The 17198-nt window shown below is 63.1% G+C and carries 22 protein-coding genes; 11 read left to right on the plus strand and 11 right to left on the minus strand.

What is annotated here, in order from left to right; translation table 11 throughout:
* Positions 1-55: 55 nt before the first annotated feature.
* From LFT45_RS16895 to LFT45_RS16910, 4 genes are read right to left on the minus strand one after another with little or no spacing between them, the layout of a single operon-like run.
* Entirely contained in the window at positions 56-817 is a 762-nt protein-coding gene (locus LFT45_RS16895; protein ID WP_236804756.1) for an ABC transporter permease, read from the minus strand.
* On the minus strand, positions 814-1608 hold the full coding sequence (locus LFT45_RS16900) for an ABC transporter ATP-binding protein (protein WP_236804757.1): 795 nt from the start codon (positions 1606-1608) through the stop codon (positions 814-816). The genes LFT45_RS16895 and LFT45_RS16900 overlap by 4 nt, the downstream gene beginning before the upstream one ends.
* Positions 1605-1973, minus strand: coding sequence for a DUF1048 domain-containing protein (locus LFT45_RS16905; RefSeq protein WP_236804758.1), 369 nt, complete (start codon positions 1971-1973; stop codon positions 1605-1607). The genes LFT45_RS16900 and LFT45_RS16905 overlap by 4 nt, the downstream gene beginning before the upstream one ends.
* Before the next feature lie 2 nt (positions 1974-1975).
* The gene (locus LFT45_RS16910) at positions 1976-2305 is read right to left on the minus strand and encodes a PadR family transcriptional regulator (protein WP_272912721.1); all 330 of its coding nucleotides are present in this window, start codon (positions 2303-2305) and stop codon (positions 1976-1978) included.
* A 128-nt stretch (positions 2306-2433) separates the two neighbouring features.
* On the opposite strand from LFT45_RS16910, the gene LFT45_RS16915 reads away from it, so the two are divergent.
* On the plus strand, positions 2434-2691 hold the full coding sequence (locus LFT45_RS16915) for a hypothetical protein (RefSeq protein WP_236804760.1): 258 nt from the start codon (positions 2434-2436) through the stop codon (positions 2689-2691).
* Positions 2692-2778: 87 nt separating this feature from the next.
* Here the strand turns inward: LFT45_RS16915 and LFT45_RS16920 are convergent, their stop codons facing one another.
* From LFT45_RS16920 to LFT45_RS16935, 4 genes are all read right to left on the minus strand, one after another.
* Complete coding sequence (locus LFT45_RS16920) at positions 2779-3153, minus strand: hypothetical protein (protein WP_236804761.1); 375 nt, start codon at positions 3151-3153, stop codon at positions 2779-2781.
* Positions 3154-3277: 124 nt separating this feature from the next.
* On the minus strand, positions 3278-3604 hold the full coding sequence (locus tag LFT45_RS16925; protein ID WP_236809399.1) for a YciI family protein: 327 nt from the start codon (positions 3602-3604) through the stop codon (positions 3278-3280).
* Positions 3605-3940: 336 nt separating this feature from the next.
* Positions 3941-5602, minus strand: a complete 1662-nt coding sequence (locus tag LFT45_RS16930; RefSeq protein WP_236804762.1) for an amino acid permease — start codon at positions 5600-5602, stop codon at positions 3941-3943.
* A 52-nt stretch (positions 5603-5654) separates the two neighbouring features.
* Positions 5655-6422 carry an SDR family NAD(P)-dependent oxidoreductase gene (locus tag LFT45_RS16935; RefSeq protein ID WP_236804763.1) on the minus strand — a complete coding sequence of 256 codons (768 nt, stop codon included), beginning with the start codon at positions 6420-6422 and terminating at the stop codon, positions 5655-5657.
* Between the two features lie 362 nt (positions 6423-6784).
* On the opposite strand from LFT45_RS16935, the gene LFT45_RS16940 reads away from it, so the two are divergent.
* From LFT45_RS16940 to LFT45_RS16970, 7 genes are all read left to right on the plus strand, one after another.
* Positions 6785-7576 carry an amino acid ABC transporter ATP-binding protein gene (locus LFT45_RS16940; RefSeq protein WP_236804764.1) on the plus strand — a complete coding sequence of 264 codons (792 nt, stop codon included), beginning with the start codon at positions 6785-6787 and terminating at the stop codon, positions 7574-7576.
* A gap of 5 nt (positions 7577-7581) precedes the next feature.
* A complete protein-coding gene (locus LFT45_RS16945) occupies positions 7582-8229 on the plus strand; it encodes an amino acid ABC transporter permease (protein WP_236804765.1) in 648 nt (215 codons plus the stop codon).
* Complete coding sequence (locus LFT45_RS16950) at positions 8229-8891, plus strand: amino acid ABC transporter permease (protein WP_236804766.1); 663 nt, start codon at positions 8229-8231, stop codon at positions 8889-8891. Before LFT45_RS16945 ends, LFT45_RS16950 begins: the two co-directional genes overlap by 1 nt.
* A 56-nt stretch (positions 8892-8947) precedes the next feature.
* Positions 8948-9814 (plus strand): substrate-binding periplasmic protein, encoded by an 867-nt coding sequence (locus LFT45_RS16955; RefSeq protein ID WP_236804767.1) that lies wholly within the window; start codon positions 8948-8950, stop codon positions 9812-9814.
* A gap of 120 nt (positions 9815-9934) precedes the next feature.
* Positions 9935-10360, plus strand: a complete 426-nt coding sequence (locus LFT45_RS16960; protein WP_236804768.1) for a universal stress protein — start codon at positions 9935-9937, stop codon at positions 10358-10360.
* A 44-nt stretch (positions 10361-10404) separates the two neighbouring features.
* A complete protein-coding gene (locus LFT45_RS16965; protein WP_236804769.1) occupies positions 10405-11733 on the plus strand; it encodes a flavin monoamine oxidase family protein in 1329 nt (442 codons plus the stop codon).
* Positions 11734-11879: 146 nt separating this feature from the next.
* On the plus strand, positions 11880-12311 hold the full coding sequence (locus LFT45_RS16970; protein ID WP_236804770.1) for a hypothetical protein: 432 nt from the start codon (positions 11880-11882) through the stop codon (positions 12309-12311).
* Between the two features lie 125 nt (positions 12312-12436).
* Here LFT45_RS16970 and LFT45_RS16975 read toward each other — a convergent pair whose 3' ends face one another.
* Both LFT45_RS16975 and LFT45_RS16980 read right to left on the minus strand, forming a co-directional pair.
* Positions 12437-12895: a hypothetical protein gene (locus LFT45_RS16975; RefSeq protein WP_236804771.1), complete on the minus strand. Its 459-nt coding sequence runs from the start codon at positions 12893-12895 to the stop codon at positions 12437-12439.
* Position 12896: 1 nt separating this feature from the next.
* Positions 12897-13088 (minus strand): hypothetical protein, encoded by a 192-nt coding sequence (locus LFT45_RS16980; RefSeq protein WP_236804772.1) that lies wholly within the window; start codon positions 13086-13088, stop codon positions 12897-12899.
* Positions 13089-13308: 220 nt separating this feature from the next.
* Between LFT45_RS16980 and LFT45_RS16985 the strand changes: the two genes are divergently transcribed.
* The 3 genes from LFT45_RS16985 to LFT45_RS16995 all read left to right on the plus strand — a co-directional run bounded on the left by LFT45_RS16985 (position 13309) and on the right by LFT45_RS16995 (position 15230).
* Positions 13309-13860: a dihydrofolate reductase family protein gene (locus tag LFT45_RS16985; protein WP_236809400.1), complete on the plus strand. Its 552-nt coding sequence runs from the start codon at positions 13309-13311 to the stop codon at positions 13858-13860.
* Between the two features lie 96 nt (positions 13861-13956).
* Entirely contained in the window at positions 13957-14193 is a 237-nt protein-coding gene (locus LFT45_RS16990; protein WP_236804773.1) for a hypothetical protein, read from the plus strand.
* A 527-nt stretch (positions 14194-14720) separates the two neighbouring features.
* Positions 14721-15230 carry a hypothetical protein gene (locus LFT45_RS16995; RefSeq protein ID WP_236804774.1) on the plus strand — a complete coding sequence of 170 codons (510 nt, stop codon included), beginning with the start codon at positions 14721-14723 and terminating at the stop codon, positions 15228-15230.
* A 515-nt stretch (positions 15231-15745) separates the two neighbouring features.
* Here the strand turns inward: LFT45_RS16995 and LFT45_RS17000 are convergent.
* Complete coding sequence (locus LFT45_RS17000) at positions 15746-16942, minus strand: IS30 family transposase (RefSeq protein ID WP_442863567.1); 1197 nt, start codon at positions 16940-16942, stop codon at positions 15746-15748.
* Between the last annotated feature and the right edge of the window lie 256 nt (positions 16943-17198).

A 17198-nucleotide genomic window follows, 5' to 3' on the forward strand; every position in this document is an offset into this window, starting at 1 on the left:
GTTCTGCAGTCCGCAGAAACGATTGGGTTTTAGGCCACCAGGGCTGGACGCGGCCCTACGAGATCTTGCGCCGGTAGACGGCCATGGCGAAGACGTAGGCCAAAACGAGGATCCCGACGCACCATGCCAGGGCGACCCAAATGTCGACGCCGACCGGCCGTTGCGCGAACAGGTCCTGGATAGTGTTGACGATCGACGTGACCGGCTGGTTTTCAGCGAAGGCCCGCACAGGACCCGGCATGGTGGCCGTAGGGACGAAGGCTGAACTGATGAACGGCAGGAAGATCAGCGGGTAGGAGAAGCCGCCGGCGCCGTCTACGGACTTCCCCGACAGGCCGGCGATCACCGCGATCCAGGTGAGTGCAAGGGTGAACAGCGTGAGGATTCCGACGACGGCGAGCCACTCCAGCGGGCCTGCAGACGTCCGGAAGCCCATGAGGAGGGCAACCAGCACGATAATCACGAGCGAGAGCCCGTTGGCCGCAAGCGACGTCAGGACATGGGCCCACAGCACGGACGAGCGGGCGATCGGCATGGACTGGAACCGCTCGAAAATGCCGCTCTTCATGTCGGTGAACAAACGGACGGCGGTGTACGCGATGCCCGACGCGATCGCGATCAGCATGATCCCGGGAAGCAGGTAATTGATGTAGTTGTCAGTGTCTGTCCGGATGGCGCCGCCGAACACGTAGACGAACAGCAGCATGAGTGCGATCGGCGTGATTGCGGTAGTGATGATCGTGTCCACGCTGCGGAAGATGTGGCGCATCGATCGGCCCAGCAAAAGGGCCGTGTCGCCGAAGAAGTGCGTGCTCATGACTGCTCCCTACTCAAGGTGACGTAGTCCTTCCCCACCAGCGCGAGGAAGATGTCCTCCAGGGACGGCTGCTTTTCGACGTACTGAATTTCCGCCGGCGGCAGGAGTTGCTTCAGCTCGCCCAACGTCCCATCAGCGATGATCCGCCCCTCATGAAGAATGGCGATCCGGTCCGCGAGCTGCTCGGCCTCGTCGAGGTACTGCGTGGTGAGCAGAACGGTTGTCCCCTGCTTGGCCAGATCCTGAACAACCTGCCACACTTCGATGCGCGCTTCGGGGTCCAGCCCCGTCGTCGGCTCGTCGAGAAAGATCACCTTCGGCTGCCCGATCAGACTCATGGCGATGTCGAGGCGGCGGCGCATGCCTCCGGAATATGTGGACACTTTCCGGTGTCCTGCATCGGCGAGGTTGAAGCGTGCCAGCAGATCATCGGCCACTTTGCCGGGGTCCTTCAGGTGCCGCAACTTGGCCACCAGCACCAGGTTCTCCCAGCCGGAGAGGATTTCGTCGACCGCCGCGAACTGTCCGGTCAGACTGATGGATTCCCGGACCCGGAGCGGATCTGAAGAAACGTCGAAGCCGTTCACGGTGGCTGTGCCGCCGTCGGGCTTTAACAGTGTGGACAGAATCCTCACCATTGTGGTCTTACCTGCTCCGTTCGAGCCGAGGAGCGCGAAGATGCTGCCCGGCGCCACGTCGAAGTCCACGCCCCGCAGCACCTGCAAAGACTTGTAGGACTTCTCCATGCCCCGCACGCGAATAGCAGGATCGGCTGAAGCGATGTGGCTCATGGGACTTCCTCCTTCGCAACGCTCTCGATTGCCTCGTTGAGCCGCTTCCGTTCCTTGTTGATCCACTGCCCCTCCGAGTAGTTCTGGAGGAATGTCTCCGCGAACTCCACAGGGTCGTCCCCGACGATGTCCCGGATCGGGGCTCCGTTCGCCGCGCTCTGCTCGAAGAGATCCGCCAGATCCTCCAGCATCTTCACCAGGGTCTCCCCTTTCGTGATCGCCCCGAAATACGTCAGGTACCGCTCCAAGGCTTCGATCGCTGTGCGGTAATTAGCGGGAAGCTGCTTGGTGCGTGCTTTGTACTGCTTGTACTGCTTCTTCTGTTCGAGCGAGCCGGTGACCTGCTCTATCCATCCCATGGCCATGTCTAATTCCCTTCATCGCGGAGCTGTTCGAGCCGCTCGGCCAGAAAGCTCCATGTTGTCCAGAACTCCTTCAGGTACTCATCGCCCTGGGTGTTGAGCGTGTACACCTTGCGCGGCGGGCCTTTCTCTGACGGACGCTTCTCGACGTCGACAAGTCCCTTTTGCTCGATCCTCACCAGCAGCGCGTACACGGTTCCCTCGGCGATATCGGCGAAGCCCCTGTCCCTGAGCAGCGTTGTGATCTCGTACCCGTACGCCGGTTTCCCGGTGAGGAGGGCAAGAACGATGCCCTCCAGCGTCCCTTTGAGCATCTCCGTCATTTGCTTGCCCACCGGACACCTCCTCCAACTACTTAGTACTACTAGCTACCAGTACATAGTAACGCTAGGTAGCGAAACCGCAAGACCTAGTGGACAGGAGCTGACACCGGTACCGTTGTCGCCGAAAGGGAGGTCCCACGATGTCAGAATCTGATTTCTCCGCACTCCAGGACCGGGCCGCCAACGGTGATCCCGATGCCGTCGACGAACTTATCGAACTCGCCGCGGAACGGGAGGACTTCGATTTACTCCGGCAGCTCGCCGCCAACGGCAGCCAGGACGCCGTAGACCAGCTCGTCGAGCTCGCCACCGAAAAGGGCGACGTCGAAGAACTTCGGCGCCTCGCCGCCGGCGGCAGCCGGGACGCAGCAGACGTTCTGTCCGAACTGGAAGGTTAAGGGCGGACCGGACGACGGCGGCCACTCACCTTTAGGGCGAATCGGACGACGGCGGCAACTCACGTTTGAGACGGAGCGAACAGGTAACTACCCCGCGGCGCGAGGAACCGTGCTCGCAACCCGGGCGGCGTCCTCATACCTGACCGGCGCATCCTGGCGGAAGGCAGCCGTGGCATCGGCCCACCGCACCCCTGACGCCAGCAGCCGCACGTGCACCACCTCATCGTGGGATTCGCTGCAGGCCAGGATGTCACCGATAACCCGGTCCCCGTGAGAACTGGATTCCGGATACGGCTGGAAAATTACCCGCCACGCATCGCCGGCCTCATCCCGCAAGAGATAACCGGCGGCGGTGGTGACAGCGGAACCGTCCACCCCACGGCCGCCATAGCCTTCCACCTCGTCAGGCTGCGCGGAAAACCTGATCCCGCCTTCTTCCCTCAGGCCCTTTGTCCAACGCATCTGCAACCCGCCTTGAAGAACACAAGTGCTTTGGTTACATCAAAGCCCCGCGCATGCCCCGCAGGATCGCCCTGCCGCGAATATTGACGGATTATTTACGCGCCCCATGCCCGAGCCATCCCGGTTACTCGCCGAGCGGCCGCACCGGCCTGATCTCGATCTTTCCGAATTTCGCCATGGGGTGCTTGGATGCCACTTCGATCGCCTCGTCGAGGTCGGTGCATTTGATGATGTCGTAGCCCGCGATCCAGCCCTGCGTCTCCGCAAACGGTCCGTCCGAAACCACCACTTCTCCCCCGCGAACCGTCACAGTGGTCGCATCCTCTACAGGACGCAGCCTGTCCCCGTGCAGGGCCACACCCCGGGATTCCATCTCGGCACCCCATTCTTCAATGTTGTCCTCATCGGCCACATACTTCGGCGCTGTGGGATCAGTACAGATGAAAAGCATGTATTCCACGATGACTCCTTCTGGCTGGCTCCGGTCGGATACCCGCAACATACCCCATCCGGAAGTCCGACGGCGGTGCCCGCCGTCGTTTTCCACGTCCAGGAAACAGCCACCCCACTGAGGAAGCGTGTGTGGCCAAGCGGCAATACGTGAGGACGCGTTGGGGAAAACTCGACGAAAGGTGAGGAAGCGTTGGCAAGAAACCGGTAACAGGTGAGGGAGCGTCGGGGACGCGGAAGGGCCCGGCTGCGCTCTCGCGCGGCCGGGCCCTTCGCTAACTATTTCGGACTGGCACTGACTGGACTGGCACTTACTGAACTACGGAATCGGTACGCATCACGCCCGGTGATTGCCGGCGTCGGACTTCTCCTGCTCGCCACCGTGGACTGCATGGTGGTGGCCGGGGTGGTGCTCCTCGTACTCGATCTCCAGCTCGTCCGCCGTGGTGAGTCCGGCGGGCAGGTCCACGGTGTGGCGGGGGCCGGTGTAGGTGTTCTTGACCCGGAGCTCCCAGGCGAGCCACAGCACCAGCAGGGTTCCGCCGACAACCAGCGGCGTGTAGTTGAAGTACTTCCACTCGAAGTCAGGGTTCCACGGAGCCCCGAGCGGGGAGGTCGGCATGAGGGCGATCACGGTGGTCAGTGCAATCTCCACGCATGCGATGGTGCCCAGCCACTTGTAGTTGCGGCCCAGATGCCAGGACCCGCGCTGGAAATCGGAACCCCTGCGGAGGCGCTGGTAGATCGGGATGGCGAAGGCCAGGTACAGGCCGACGACGCCGATGGAGACCACCGCGTTGAAGGCCACCGGCACGGGGGCGCCGTTGATGTCCACCTCGACGAGGGCGGGCAGGGCCAGGATGATTGCCAGGCCGGCGACCAGGGCCACGCTGTACAGCGGCACGCCGCTCTTGTTCAGGCGGGTCCAGAGGCGGGCGCCGGGAACGGCGCCGTCGCGGCTGAAGGCGAACAGCATGCGGGTGGTGGAGGTCATGCAGGCCATGGCGCAGAAGCACTGCCCCACGGTGGAGATCACCAGCACGGTGCTGACCCAGGGACCGCTGAGTGCCTGGTTGAGCACGGTGACCACGCTGCCGCCGCTGGCGGTGACGGCGTCGGCGTCCTGCACGGCGAAGAGGATGCCCAGCAGCAGGATCCAGCCGCCGATCGCGGAATAGAGGATGGCCTGCCAGATGCCGTTGGCGGCGGAGTTGGAGGCGCCCTTGGTCTCTTCGGACATGTGGCAGGAGGCGTCGTAGCCGGTAACGGTGAACTGCGGCAGGATCACAGCCAGCGGCAGCACCAGGAAGACGAACCCCATCCCGGTGGTGGCGCCGTCGAACCAGCCGGTGTTGTTGACCCGCTGGGTGAACACGTCAGCCATGCTGGCGTGGCGTTCCGGCACGAAGATGATGATCGCGATGATGGCCACGGTGCCGATGACATGCCACCACACCGAGATGTTGTTGAAGATCGCCAGCAGGTGGCTGGAGAAGATCGAGAGCAGGGTGACCACCACCAGGACGCCGATGAAGATCAGGAACACCCGCGTCAGCGAGTACCCGTCAGCCCAAGCTGAGCTGAACGAGGAGAGGGTGATGTCGATGAAGGTGGCGCAGCCGTAGGAGACGGCGGCGACGATGGCGAGCAGGCCCAGGAAGTCCAGCCAGCCGGTGAAGTAGCTGGAGCGGAGGCTGCCGAGCTTGGCCGCCCAGTAGTACATGCCGCCGGAGGTGGGCATCGCCGAGACGAGTTCGCCCATGCACAGGCCCACCACGAGGATGAGCGCGCACACGATTGGCCAGCCCCAGCTGATGGCGGCGGGGCCGCCGTTGTTCCAGCCGATGAAGAAGCTGATGAACGGGCCGCTGAGGATCGAGATGACGGAGAACGAAATGGCGAAGTTGGAAAAGCCGGACCACGAGCGCTTCAGTTCGGGCTTGTAGCCCAGATTGGCGAGGAGTTCGTCGTCGGACCGTTGTGGTTTGCTGACAGACATGGCAGTAAGTCCTTGGGTCTTGAGCCGGTGGTGGGGACGGGAGGGGTGGCGTCTACATTGACGTCAGTCCGCCGTCGATGGGAAGGAGCTGCCCGGTGATGTACCGGGCCCAGTCCGACGCGAGGAACACAACGGAGGGCGCGATGTCCTCCGCTGTCCCCTGGCGCCCCAGTGGCACTTGCGTTCCGACGAGATGGTCGAGCTCCTCGGTGCCCAGGTGGCCGAGAACGGGGTCGTTGAAGCCTGTTTCAATCCATCCCGGGCAGACGCCGTTGACGCGGATTCCGTGCTTGGCGTACTCGACGGCGAGCTGCCGGGTGAGGTTCACCAGTGCACCCTTGGAGGCGTTGTAGGCAACGAGGTCGGGCTCGCCGATCAGGCCGGAGACGGACGCCGTGATGATGATCGCGCCTGCTTTCTGCTTGATCATCTGCGGGAGTACGGCGCGCACCGTGAGGAACGTGCCGCGCACATTGACCGTGAAGGTCTTGTCCCACTCGTCAAGGGTCTGGGTCAGGGCGGTTCCGGCCATGAGCACACCGGCGTTGGCGTGAACAACGTCCAGCCGGCCGTGCGTGCGGACAATGTCATCGACGACGGCGGCCATCGCCTTTTCGTCGGTGACGTCGGCAACCGCTGCAACACCCTTGTTGCCTGCGTCTTTGATGAGCTGCTCGGTCTCGGCGGCGCGTGCGAAGTCGACGTCGGAGGCCACCACCAGGGCGCCGGCCTCGGCCAGCGCCAGGGCGCTGGCACGGCCGATTCCGTGGCCGGCTCCGGTCACCAGGGCCACTTGGCCGTTGAGGGTCAGGGCGTTCATTTTGTACTACCTCCGTGGGAGTTCTGCGTGGGGGGGAATGCGTCGGCGTGATGCTGGTCACGCCCCGCGGTTGCCTCTACTGTAAGGTGGACCACGTCGCTGAGCAATAGATTTTAGTTTTAAAGGTTTAAGCTCCCTAGGCTCAGCGACTTCGCGTGGCGGAGCATAAAACATATATCTCTAAAGTATTGCTCTAATACTCGTTTGTGTGATCTACTTCATGCATCTCGAGCGCGGCGTGGCTGAAGAAGTCAGGCCGAAGGTTCCGCTCTGAGGCGAAGACCAGACCGCCCTGCAGAGCACGGCACCCGCAACCGACCCACCCCAGGGACAAGGAAGTCCCGCTATCCAAAGGAAATGAAATGAGCTTCAGTTTTGGCACTAAGGCTCCCCAGATCGCGCTTTCGGGGGAGGTGGTGGTTTCCGGGCTCGGCAAGAGTTATGGAGCAGCCCGTGTGTTGTCGGATGTGAATCTGGCGATGAACGAGGGTGAGGTGGTCTCGATTATCGGGCCGTCCGGGGCAGGCAAGAGCACGTTCCTGCGGTGCCTGAACTACCTGGAAACACCGACCGAGGGCACGATCGCGATCGGTGGTGCCCGCGTCGTGGCCGGCGGGAAACTGCCGGACAAGCCAAGCCTGGACCACCTCCGGCGCGTGACCGGAATGGTCTTCCAAAGCTTCAACCTGTTCCCGCACCTGACCGTGATGGAGAACATCACCCTTCCCCAGCGAAAAGTCCTGGGCGTGAACAGGGAGCAGGCGCAGGACACCGCGGAAAAGCTGCTCCAGCGCGTTGGCCTGCCGGACAAAGCCAAGGCGTACCCGGCCAGGCTGTCGGGCGGGCAGCAGCAGCGCATCGCCATCGCCCGGGCCCTGGCCCTCTCCCCGAAGGTCATGCTCTTCGACGAACCGACCTCGGCCCTGGACCCGGAGATCGGCCTCGAGGTTCTCGCCGTCATGCGCGACCTCGCCGACGAGGGCATGACCATGCTCGTGGTCACGCACGAGATGCACTTCGCCCGTGACGTCTCGGACCGGATCATGGTGATGGGCAACGGCGGCGTGCTGGAGATCGGCCCGAGCGAGCAGGTCATGTCGGACCCCGAGAACGAACGCACCCGGCAGTTCCTCAAAGCCGTCCTGGACCGGTGACGGCCATGATTGCAGAACTCCTGCCCGCGATCGCCCGCGGCGTCGGACTCACCCTGTACGTCACCGGCGCCTCGCTCCTGATCGGCGGGCTCATCGGCCTGGTCCTCGTCGGCGCCGCCCGCTCCCCGTTCGGACTGGTCCGGGCCGCGGCGACCCTGTACATCAACGTGGTCCGGGTCATCCCGCCGATCACCTGGCTGTTCCTGATCTACTTCGGCCTGCCCCAGTACTCGCTGCGCCTGACCACCATCCAGGCCGCGATCATCGGCTTCTCCATCATCGCCTCAGCGTTCATGGCCGAAATCTACCGCTCCGGGCTGCTGAGCATCCCGGACGGCCAACGCGAAGCCGCCCACGCCCTGGGCCTGTCCACCATCACCACGGTCGGGCACATCATCACCCCGCAGGCATTCCGGGTCGCGCTGCCCGCGATCGCCACCTACGGCATCGGGCTCCTGAAAGACTCCGCCCTGGCCTCCACCATCGGCGTCCGCGAAATCACCTACTACGCCCAGCAGGCCGCCAAACAAACCCACGAGGGCCTCCTCTCGTTCGTCGTCGCCGGAGCGCTCTACATCGTGATCAGCCTCGTCGTCGCCCTCATCTCACGCCGGGTCGACCTCACCCTGCGCCGGAAGATCGGAGTCGCGTGATGGACATGCTCACCCAATGGCTGAACTGGCTGCCCAACCTCACCCCCGGACTCATTGTCAGCCTCCAGCTGACCGGACTCTCCCTGCTCTTCGGATTCCCGCTCGGGCTGCTGTTCGCCGTGATGGCAGCCTCCAAACTCGCACCCCTGCAGTGGATCTCATTCCTGTTCGTGGAGATCGGCCGCGGCCTGCCGGCCCTGGTGCTGCTCTACCTGCTCTACTTCAGCCTCCCCGACGCCGGCATCACCCTGACCTCCCTCACCACAGCGGTCATCGCGCTGACCTGGAACACCGGCGCCTACGCCTCCGAATACTTCCGCGCCGGGATCGCCTCCGTACCACTGGGGCAGAAAGAAGCAGCACTCACCTCAGGGCTGCGCGGCTGGACCGGGTTCCGGCTCATCATCCTGCCCCAGGCACTAAGGATCTCCACCCCGCCCCTGGCCGGACTCGCCGTCCTCGTCTTCCAAGGCAGCGCACTCGCGTTCGTGATCGCCGTGCCCGAACTGATGTCCAAAGCCTTCGAAATCGGATCCATCACCTTCGAATACCTCAGCGTCTACCTCCTCACCGCAGTCATCTACGGCTCCCTGACCCTCGTCTTCCTCGGCCTCGTCCGGATCCTCGAACAGCGCCTCGGCCGCCACCTGCAACGCAACTAAAACCCGCTCCGCTTATCCAGGGCATCCGCCCACACATCAACAAAGAAAGAATGACCATGTCACGAACTCCCCGTACCCTCGTGCGCGCACTTTCCGCCGGCAGCGCCGCCGGCCTGCTCGCCATCTCCCTCAGCGCCTGCGGCGGCAGCGAGACCAGCAGCGTCGCGTCCGACTGCAAGCCGGCACACAGTGACCTCAAAACCATCACGCAAGGCGAGCTCACCGTCGCCAGCTACGACTACGCACCCGCCACGATCCTTAACGGCGACGGCGTTACCGGCATGGAGGGCGACCTCATCGGCGAGATCGCCAAACTCGAGTGCCTCAAGGTCACCGTCAGCACCTCAGGCGGCGCGGGAGCCGTCATCCCCTCCGTGCAGTCCAAGCGCGTCGACATCGGTTCGGGCAACTGGCTGCGCACCAAGGAACGCTTGAAGATTGTCCACCTCAGCACGCCGCTGTGGAACGATCCCCAGGCGATTGTCTCCACCAAGGGCCTCACCAGCGACGACCTTGAGGGCAAAAAGGTCGGCTCCGTCGCCGGCAACCTTTGGAACGACAGCATGCAGAAGTGGCTTGGCGACAACTTCAAGATCTACCAGGACGACGAGTCCGTCTACGCAGACCTCAAAGCCGGCCGCATCGATGCCCTCGTGGCATCCGCCGCGTCCGCCAACTACCGGTTCAAGGACGCCCCCATCGAGGGCGCCAAGGTGATCGACGTCAAGCCCAACCCGAAGGTCCCCCAGTTCGCCGGGGTAGGCCAGGTCATGCTGCCGTCGAGCCTGGACAACGAAGCGCTCGGCAAGGCACTCGACGAGGACATCAAAACGCTCCGCGACAACGGCACCATCAAAAAGATCCTCGAGAAGTACGGAGTCGATCCCGTCGTCGGCGAGCCCGGCGCTCCCACCGAGCTCTGACCGCGGCGTTGTCTGGACCAGTGAGGCGTCGGATTTGTTGTCCGGCGCCTCCTGGTGCTTCACAGGCGTCGAAGGGGCGTCAAAATTTTCGGGATGCAAAGCACGCAAGGGAGCATGCACATGAGCGGAATAGTAGTTGTAGGGGTCGATGGCAGTGACACGGCCAGAAAGGCTGCGGAGGCCGCAAGAGACCTGGCCACAGCGCTTGGCGCGACCCTCCACGTGGTCTCAGCCTTTGACAGCGACCGATCTGACGTCTTCGGCACGGGCAGCAGCAAGTGGCTCGTGTCTGACGCCGACAAGGCCGAACACGTAGCCAGGGCCGTAGCTGACACCCTGGGCGGGGACATCAAGATCACCTACGCTGCGGCCTCCGGCCGGCCGGCGGATGCCCTTATCAGGGAAGCGCTCAGCAAAGAGGCGCGTCTTATTGTGGTGGGCAACCGCAGGATGCGGGGCATTGGACGCGTTCTGGGCAGCGTCGCCAACAGCGTGGCTCACAGCGCGCCCTGCGACGTCTACATCGCCAACACCTACGACGACTAAACGCCGTCCACGTAACGACAATCATTTTTCACTAGGAGCCCATATTGCATGACGTAGTAATTGTTGGTGGCGGTGCGGCGGGACTCGGCACTGCGTACTACCTCAGGGACTCAGGGCTGGATGTCCTGATTTTGGAGTCCGGCCATGACATAGGCGGCCGGTCGCACACGGTGCAGCTTGCGGGAACGTCGGCCAACTCCGGCGCGATGTTCGTTTACAAGGGAACAAAGTCGGAGGAGCTCGTCAACGAGCTGGGCATCCGGACCGTCCCTTTCCTCCCGGAGACGTACGGCATCCATGTCAACGGCAAGACCGTGGTGGCCGAAGCCAACGAGGACGTTGTGGCCGGCCTCAATCTTACGGAGTCGGAGAAAACGGAGCTCATCAAGTTCATTGACACCTCCCTCACGGAGTACCGGGACTACGTCAATGACAGGACCACAGCCGGCGAACTCAGCAAGCTTTCGGGTGAGACTGTGGCCGACCGGATCGCTGACCTGCAGCCGGCGGTCCGGGACATCATTGCCACCGCCATCCGCGGCGGTGCCGTAGGCGACCCGGCCAATCTCTCAGCGAAGTACGCGCTCCGCTATTTCGCCAGCTACCTCGCACGCGAAAAGAACAACCGCCTGTTCGCGCTTGAGGGGATGCAGGCCATCCCGCGGGCCATCCTGAAGCGCCTGCCTGAGCACACCGTCCGCTACAACACCCGGGTAACCGACGTGGCCCTGCTCAAAGAGGAAGGCGTCTACGAGGTGGCGGTGGCGGGCGAGGCCGGCGAAGAGAAGCTGACGGCCAGGCACGTAGTGCTAGCCGTTCCCGCCCCGGTGGTTCCCGACGTCGTCAAGGACCTGCCCGGCTGGAAGATGACGGCGCTCAACAGGGTCGCCTCCCCCGGCAGCACCACGCTGAACATCGTCGCGGACATCGAAGGGCTCCCGGAGTTCAAGGACTGGGCGTTCATCGTGACCGTCGGCATGCCCTTCGATGCCATCATCAACCCTGTCCCCGGCGGAACCGAGGACACGTCCCGGGCGAGCATCCTCCAGCTCACCTGCTACGGGAACTCCTCGGGCTACCTTCCGGGATTTGCCGACGACGAGCAAAGGGTCGCGCAGTGGATGGAGGACGTGTACACGGTGGCACCCCAGCTTCGGGGCCGGGTCCTCGGCGTGCATGCCCAGACCTGGCAGCACTGCTTCGCGCTGCTCAGCCCGGAACGGGCAGAGGCCCTTCCTGAGCTTCAGCGTTCGGTCGGGTCGCTGCACTTCGCCGGGGACTACACCTCGGAGACCGCCGGTACCCACGGCGCGTACACCGAAGCCGAACGCGTTGCGTCCCTGATTCGGGCTTCCCTGCAGCCCTCAAGTTAGCGGCGGCACAGCGGCATGGGCCCTCACCAGGGGGCCCATGCCCGGCCGGGTTCCATGGAAAACTTCGAAACGATCGTTCGAAAAGTTCTCTTGATCAGAACCGCCGTGTAGCGTCAAGGCAACACCAAGCCTGAGGGGGCAGCGCTATGAATCGTTACTCAGTTCCGCTGATTGCAGCCGTTCTGGGCGGGTTACTGCTCACCGGCTGCTCGGCCCCATCAGAACTCAAGGCACTCGACCGTCCGGCTGCGGCGGAAGACCGGCTCCCGGACGGGGTCCACGTCAGCGACGTCGATAATCCGGAAAATGTCCGCCTGCTCGCGGTTGATGACGGGGTCAAGTACTTCGCCGTCACCAAGAAGGAATCCCATGCGGCATGCCTGATTGTTGTTCCGACCGCCACTCCCCCGATGTGGGGATCGAGCTGCTCGAGCCCGGTGACCGACGGCGAGATCGTCAAGGTCGATGTCCGCGGCGCCGGGTCCACAATGCTCCTGACCGACGGCTACGACACGACCCAATTGCAGTCAGAGGGCTGGAGGAAGGTTCACGACAATCTGCTCGTCGCCCGCGGCTAGCCCGCCCGACCCTTCCTCACATCCCGCCGCTTCCGGCCTAACGCGTCCGCACGTCCTGCCGCTTCCAGCCCAACGCGTCCGCCCGTCCTGCCGCTCCCAGCCCAACGCGTCCGCACGTCCTGCCGCTATGGGCTGACGGTGGCTCTCACTACTGAGAAGAGCCTGAAGTAGTTCGGGCACACGCTCAATTTCTCGTCAGCCGGGACACGCGCACCGTCCAAGGCCACGTTATCCCCCGCGGACAGGGATGAACCGTCCGGCAATGCCAGTGACTCGCCGTTGAAAGCAGTGCCTTCGGGGAAGACCAGGGTTGTTGTTTCCCCGTCGCTAGCCCGCACCACAATGCATCCGGCACCATCCGCGGCAAGATTGCCGACGAGCTGGCCGCTTTCCTCGGGGGCGGTCGACACTCCGGCGTGCACCACGGCCTTCTTGCCTCCCGCACTCTGTACCACCGCCGTCGGCATTTCCTGCTGAACCGACGGCACAGCCGACACGGAAGCGGGCTCGCCCTGCGGTGCCGAACATGCCGAAAGAAAAAGCGCGATGGCACCGGCAATAACGAAGGCGGCGCGGTGAGCCACCTTAGGTTGCTTTCGGGCGATGAACCGCCATATCCGCCAGACCTACCAGCGTCATGGGTCTTTCCGGTTTATCTTCAAGTTTCAAGGTCACGAGGCCGGCGTCGCGGCGAGTCGAGAGAACACGCAGAGGGATCCCGCCGAACTTCACGAATTCGCCGGCCTGCACGGCCTTCAGCCGGACCTTGTGGTCCATTGTCTTTTTGATGATTGCAGCCCCGCCCATCATTCCTGGCGTGGTTCCCCACGGCAGCTTTAACGTAAAGCCGGGCAACGGGCTGCATCATTGCACGTCCACACAGTTCATCCGCCCGGCTTCGGCATGTCAAACCGCCGCGGCGCGACTGCTTCAAACCTTCCCACGCCAGCTGCGGCCGAATACGGTATTGCCTGACGACCCGATTTTGGAGGAAGCGATGCGCAAAGTGACCGCCGGACTGTTCCACTCCGTGGACGGCGTGGTGCAGGACCCGTTCAAGTTCCAGTTCGACAGCTTCGATGAAGACCTGGGCAAGGGACTGACCAAGATGATCAACACCGTGGACACGGTCGTCCTCGGGCGGGTCAGCTATCAGGAATGGGCGGGCTACTGGCCGAACGCCTCCCGGGACGAGGACTTCGCCGCCTTCATCAACCCGGTGGAAAAGTTCGTCGTATCGCGCACCCTGTCCGAGCCGCTGGAGTGGGAAAACTCGCACCTGATCGAGGCGCCGCTGGAGGAATTCGTATCAGATCTTAAAAAGCGCGACGGCGGCGAGATCGCCGTATGCGGCAGCATTTCAGTCACGCGGCAATTGCTGTTCGCCGGTCTCCTCGATGAGTTGACCCTGATGACTCACCCCGTGGTGGCCGGCAGCGGGCGGCGGCTGTTCGAGGACGGTGACCCGCTCACCAGGCTGGAACTCAAGGACCAGTACAGGACCAGCAAGGGCAACGTCGTCAGCACCTACAGCGTGCGCAACGACTGAACCAGTCAACGCTTCGGCTGTCAGAAGTTTCGCAGATGTATGGTTGTGCTGACGAAAAGTTACCGCACGTCCAACACGGGGAAGTCAGGTGCATGTGTGAACGAGTACGAGGCTTCACTGGTCATCAAGTCCGGAGCGGAACTGCTGTCTTCGGCTTCTTCCGACCCCCGCTCGGAAGAAGGCTACGCGGCGGTCAAGGCCAACATCTCGGAAGCACTGGAGCGGATAGCGGAAGCTCTTGCCAACTTTGAAGCCAGTTCGGGAGCGCCCAGCCGTTCTACCGGCTGGGTCCAGGACCTTCGCCGCGTAGCGGACGACCTGGGGGAACGATAGCGCTGAAACGCCGATGACAGCGAGTCGCCCGAAGGGGGGGCACCGGCGCGGGGCCGGACTCCGTGTACACGGGGCTTCTCGGGAGGACATGCTCCACACCAACCCCCAGGCTGGCTCAAGAGCCGGGACTACTGACCGGAGGTGCTGCAGGATCGAAAACCACGAATCCATTGATGTCTTTTATCCCACGGCAGTACATCTAATCCGTCCCTCGTGCAGGAGCGTTGCTGATTGACGCTGCCCGAACCGGCAGGCAGACGCGATGACTGGTTCGAGTTCGTCGATCACGGTACGGTCCACGGGAGAACCACATGGGCGAGAAATTCCGATTGGAGCGTAGCAACCCCGGCTGCCACGGCTGCGAGTTGGGCATGCGCCCTGGCGCCCTTCGGCTGCTTCAGCGTTTCGGCGGGGCGAATAAAGCTACAGGAACGATCTTCATGGAGAACTTCAGGTGCAATGGGGTCCGCCGGGCCTAGTGTTGGGTGTGTCGGCACATGCCGCGCAACTACCCTCAGGGAGGGTGCATGAACTTCAACCAGTCCAGCTCCGAACAATTCATGCTGTACCTGAAAAGTCTTGGTGGTTCAGAAGCTGATGTTATCGGGCCTGCCTGCGTGGTCAGCGATGAGGACACCGTGGAGACCGTAGTCTCGCGAATGAGGATGGAGCAGTACGCACACGGTTACAACCTGGTGAACCCTTCACTTCTTCAGGCCTCCGCGCAAGTCCTAATCAGTAGGCGCGACGAGAACAAACCCCTCCGCTTGCCCCGACATCCGCAAGAAGGGGACTATCAGCTGGATATCCACCTCACTGATTCCGACCCAACCAGGGAAACCATTCCCATGAAGAGCCTGAAAGAGGCCAAGGTGTGGGCAAGGGAACGACTCGACACGGTGGGCGCCCAAGCCGGTGTTATCTACCTCTCCACCCTTGGTAGCACTGGACCGGGAACGGGGACACTCGCTTCCAACTTTGAACGCTCCGTCGGCTGGCTGGTACCGATCAACACAACGCCCGCCACAACAGAATGAAGGACATCCTCGACTGGATCGGCCGATAAGGAAAGCAATCTCCACATCCCGCGTTGCCATCTGGCCTGTCAACCAGCGGCAAGTAACTCCAGCCAGTGCTTGTAAAGGACGTCCAGTTCGCTATTAAGCGTTAGTGCGCCCATGCTGGAGCAGAGCAGAGCGATGAATCGGTCACGCCAAGGGCCTTGGAATTGTGAACCTCAGGCGCTGATTAACGACGAGTTCACAGTTCCCTATCAGATCCGTTACGCAGTCAGCGGTTCTGACGGACTGCGTCGCAGCCAGCGGCAACGGCCTGTCGAGGATCAACGTATCCAGTGCCCCAGCCCAAAAGTCCTCCTAGCACGCTGTGATGCTCATCCAGGATTCGACGCCTAGAGGAGCAGGCGCTCGTGGCCGCCCGCGTCCTTAAGAAGCTTGGCAACCCGGCGAACGGTGAGGACGCGTCAGGGGAAACCCGACCAAAGGTGAGGACGCGTCAGGGGCGGATTCCAGCGGTCGTTGCAACACGCGTCCTAAGCTGCTGATTCTTCCAGAATTTGCTCGAGGGCTTGTGCGGGGGTTTTCCAGCCGAGTGTTTTGCGTAGGCGGCCGTTGAGCCCGGCGGCGGCGTAGTCGAGGTCCTCACGCGTGACGGTGGTCAGGTCCATCCCTTTGGGGAAGTACTGGCGCAAGAGCCCGTTGGTGTTCTCGTTCGTGCCGCGCTGCCAGGGCGAGTGAGGGTCGCAAAAGTACACATCCGCTCCGGTGGCGACCTTGACGCGGTCATGGATTCCGACCATCTCCGCGCCCTGGTCCCAGGTCAGGGACCGGCGCAAGTGGGCGGGCAGCATGGGCAGGGTTTCCTGGATGGCGGCCAGAACCTGCTCGCCGGTGTGGCCGTTGGGCAGGTGCAGGAGCATCACGAAGCGGCTGCTGCGTTCCACTAGCGTTCCGATCGCCCCGGTGCCGGGGGTGCCGATGACCAGGTCGCCCTCCCAGTGTCCGGGAACGGCCCGATCATCGGCCTCCGCCGGGCGCTCACTGATCAGCAGCTCCTTCGGGACCCGTGGCTTCCGCATCCCGGCCCGCCGGTTTGGTTGGCGCACCGCACGCCCGGTCCGCAGGGCCGCGGAGAGCTCGGCTCTCAGCCCTCCGCGGCCCTGGATGTAAATGCACTGATAGATCGTCTCCGGGCTGATGCGCATGCTCTCATCATCAGGGAAATCGATCCGCAGCCGGACACTGATCTGCTCCGGAGACAACCGCTCACGGGCCGTCAGCATCCCGGCAACGTAGAGCGCCAGGGCCTCGTTGGATGCCAGCTTCCGGGCCTTGGGCCGCCGTGCCAGCTTCTGGGCCCGGTTCTGGGCCGCGGACGCCAGGTAGGGGCGGTGGCCCCCGTTGCGGACGTTCCGGGCCAGCTCCCGGCTAATGGTGGACGGGCTCCGGCCCAGACGACGGCCGATCTCGCGCGCACTGCACCCTTCCGCGCGCCACACAGCGATCAACTCACGCTCATCAAAGGACAGGTACCGCCCACACGGGGGCGCAATCGAAGGATCCACCCCACCATGCTGACGGACGATCCCTCGCGCCGCCGTAGCGGAAAGCCCGGCAACCTCCGCGGCCACCTCATCGGACAACCCGGAAGACCTCGCCTCCCAGAACACCCGCACAACCTCACGCAACACCTCAGGCCGACCAAAACGTCCCACAACACCACCAATCACTCAGGTGTTGCAACGACACCTAGAACCTGCCAGGGAGAACGCGACGAGAAGTGAGGACGCGTTCCAGCTCGGCGTGCCTGCATCGCAGCCTCGCTCACAACTTAGTTGCGTTCAAAGCAACTACGACGCCCCGCTAAGAATGGCCATTCAGCAACCTCCCGAACGGGATGACTCCCCGATGGCAGCAAAAATACCCATTGACGAGTGAGGCGTGTCACGCCTACGCTGATGCAACAGTGTTGCAACAGAAGCAACC

The sequence above is a fragment of the Arthrobacter sp. FW305-BF8 genome (genome assembly GCF_021789315.1).
Lineage (GTDB): Bacteria > Actinomycetota > Actinomycetes > Actinomycetales > Micrococcaceae > Arthrobacter.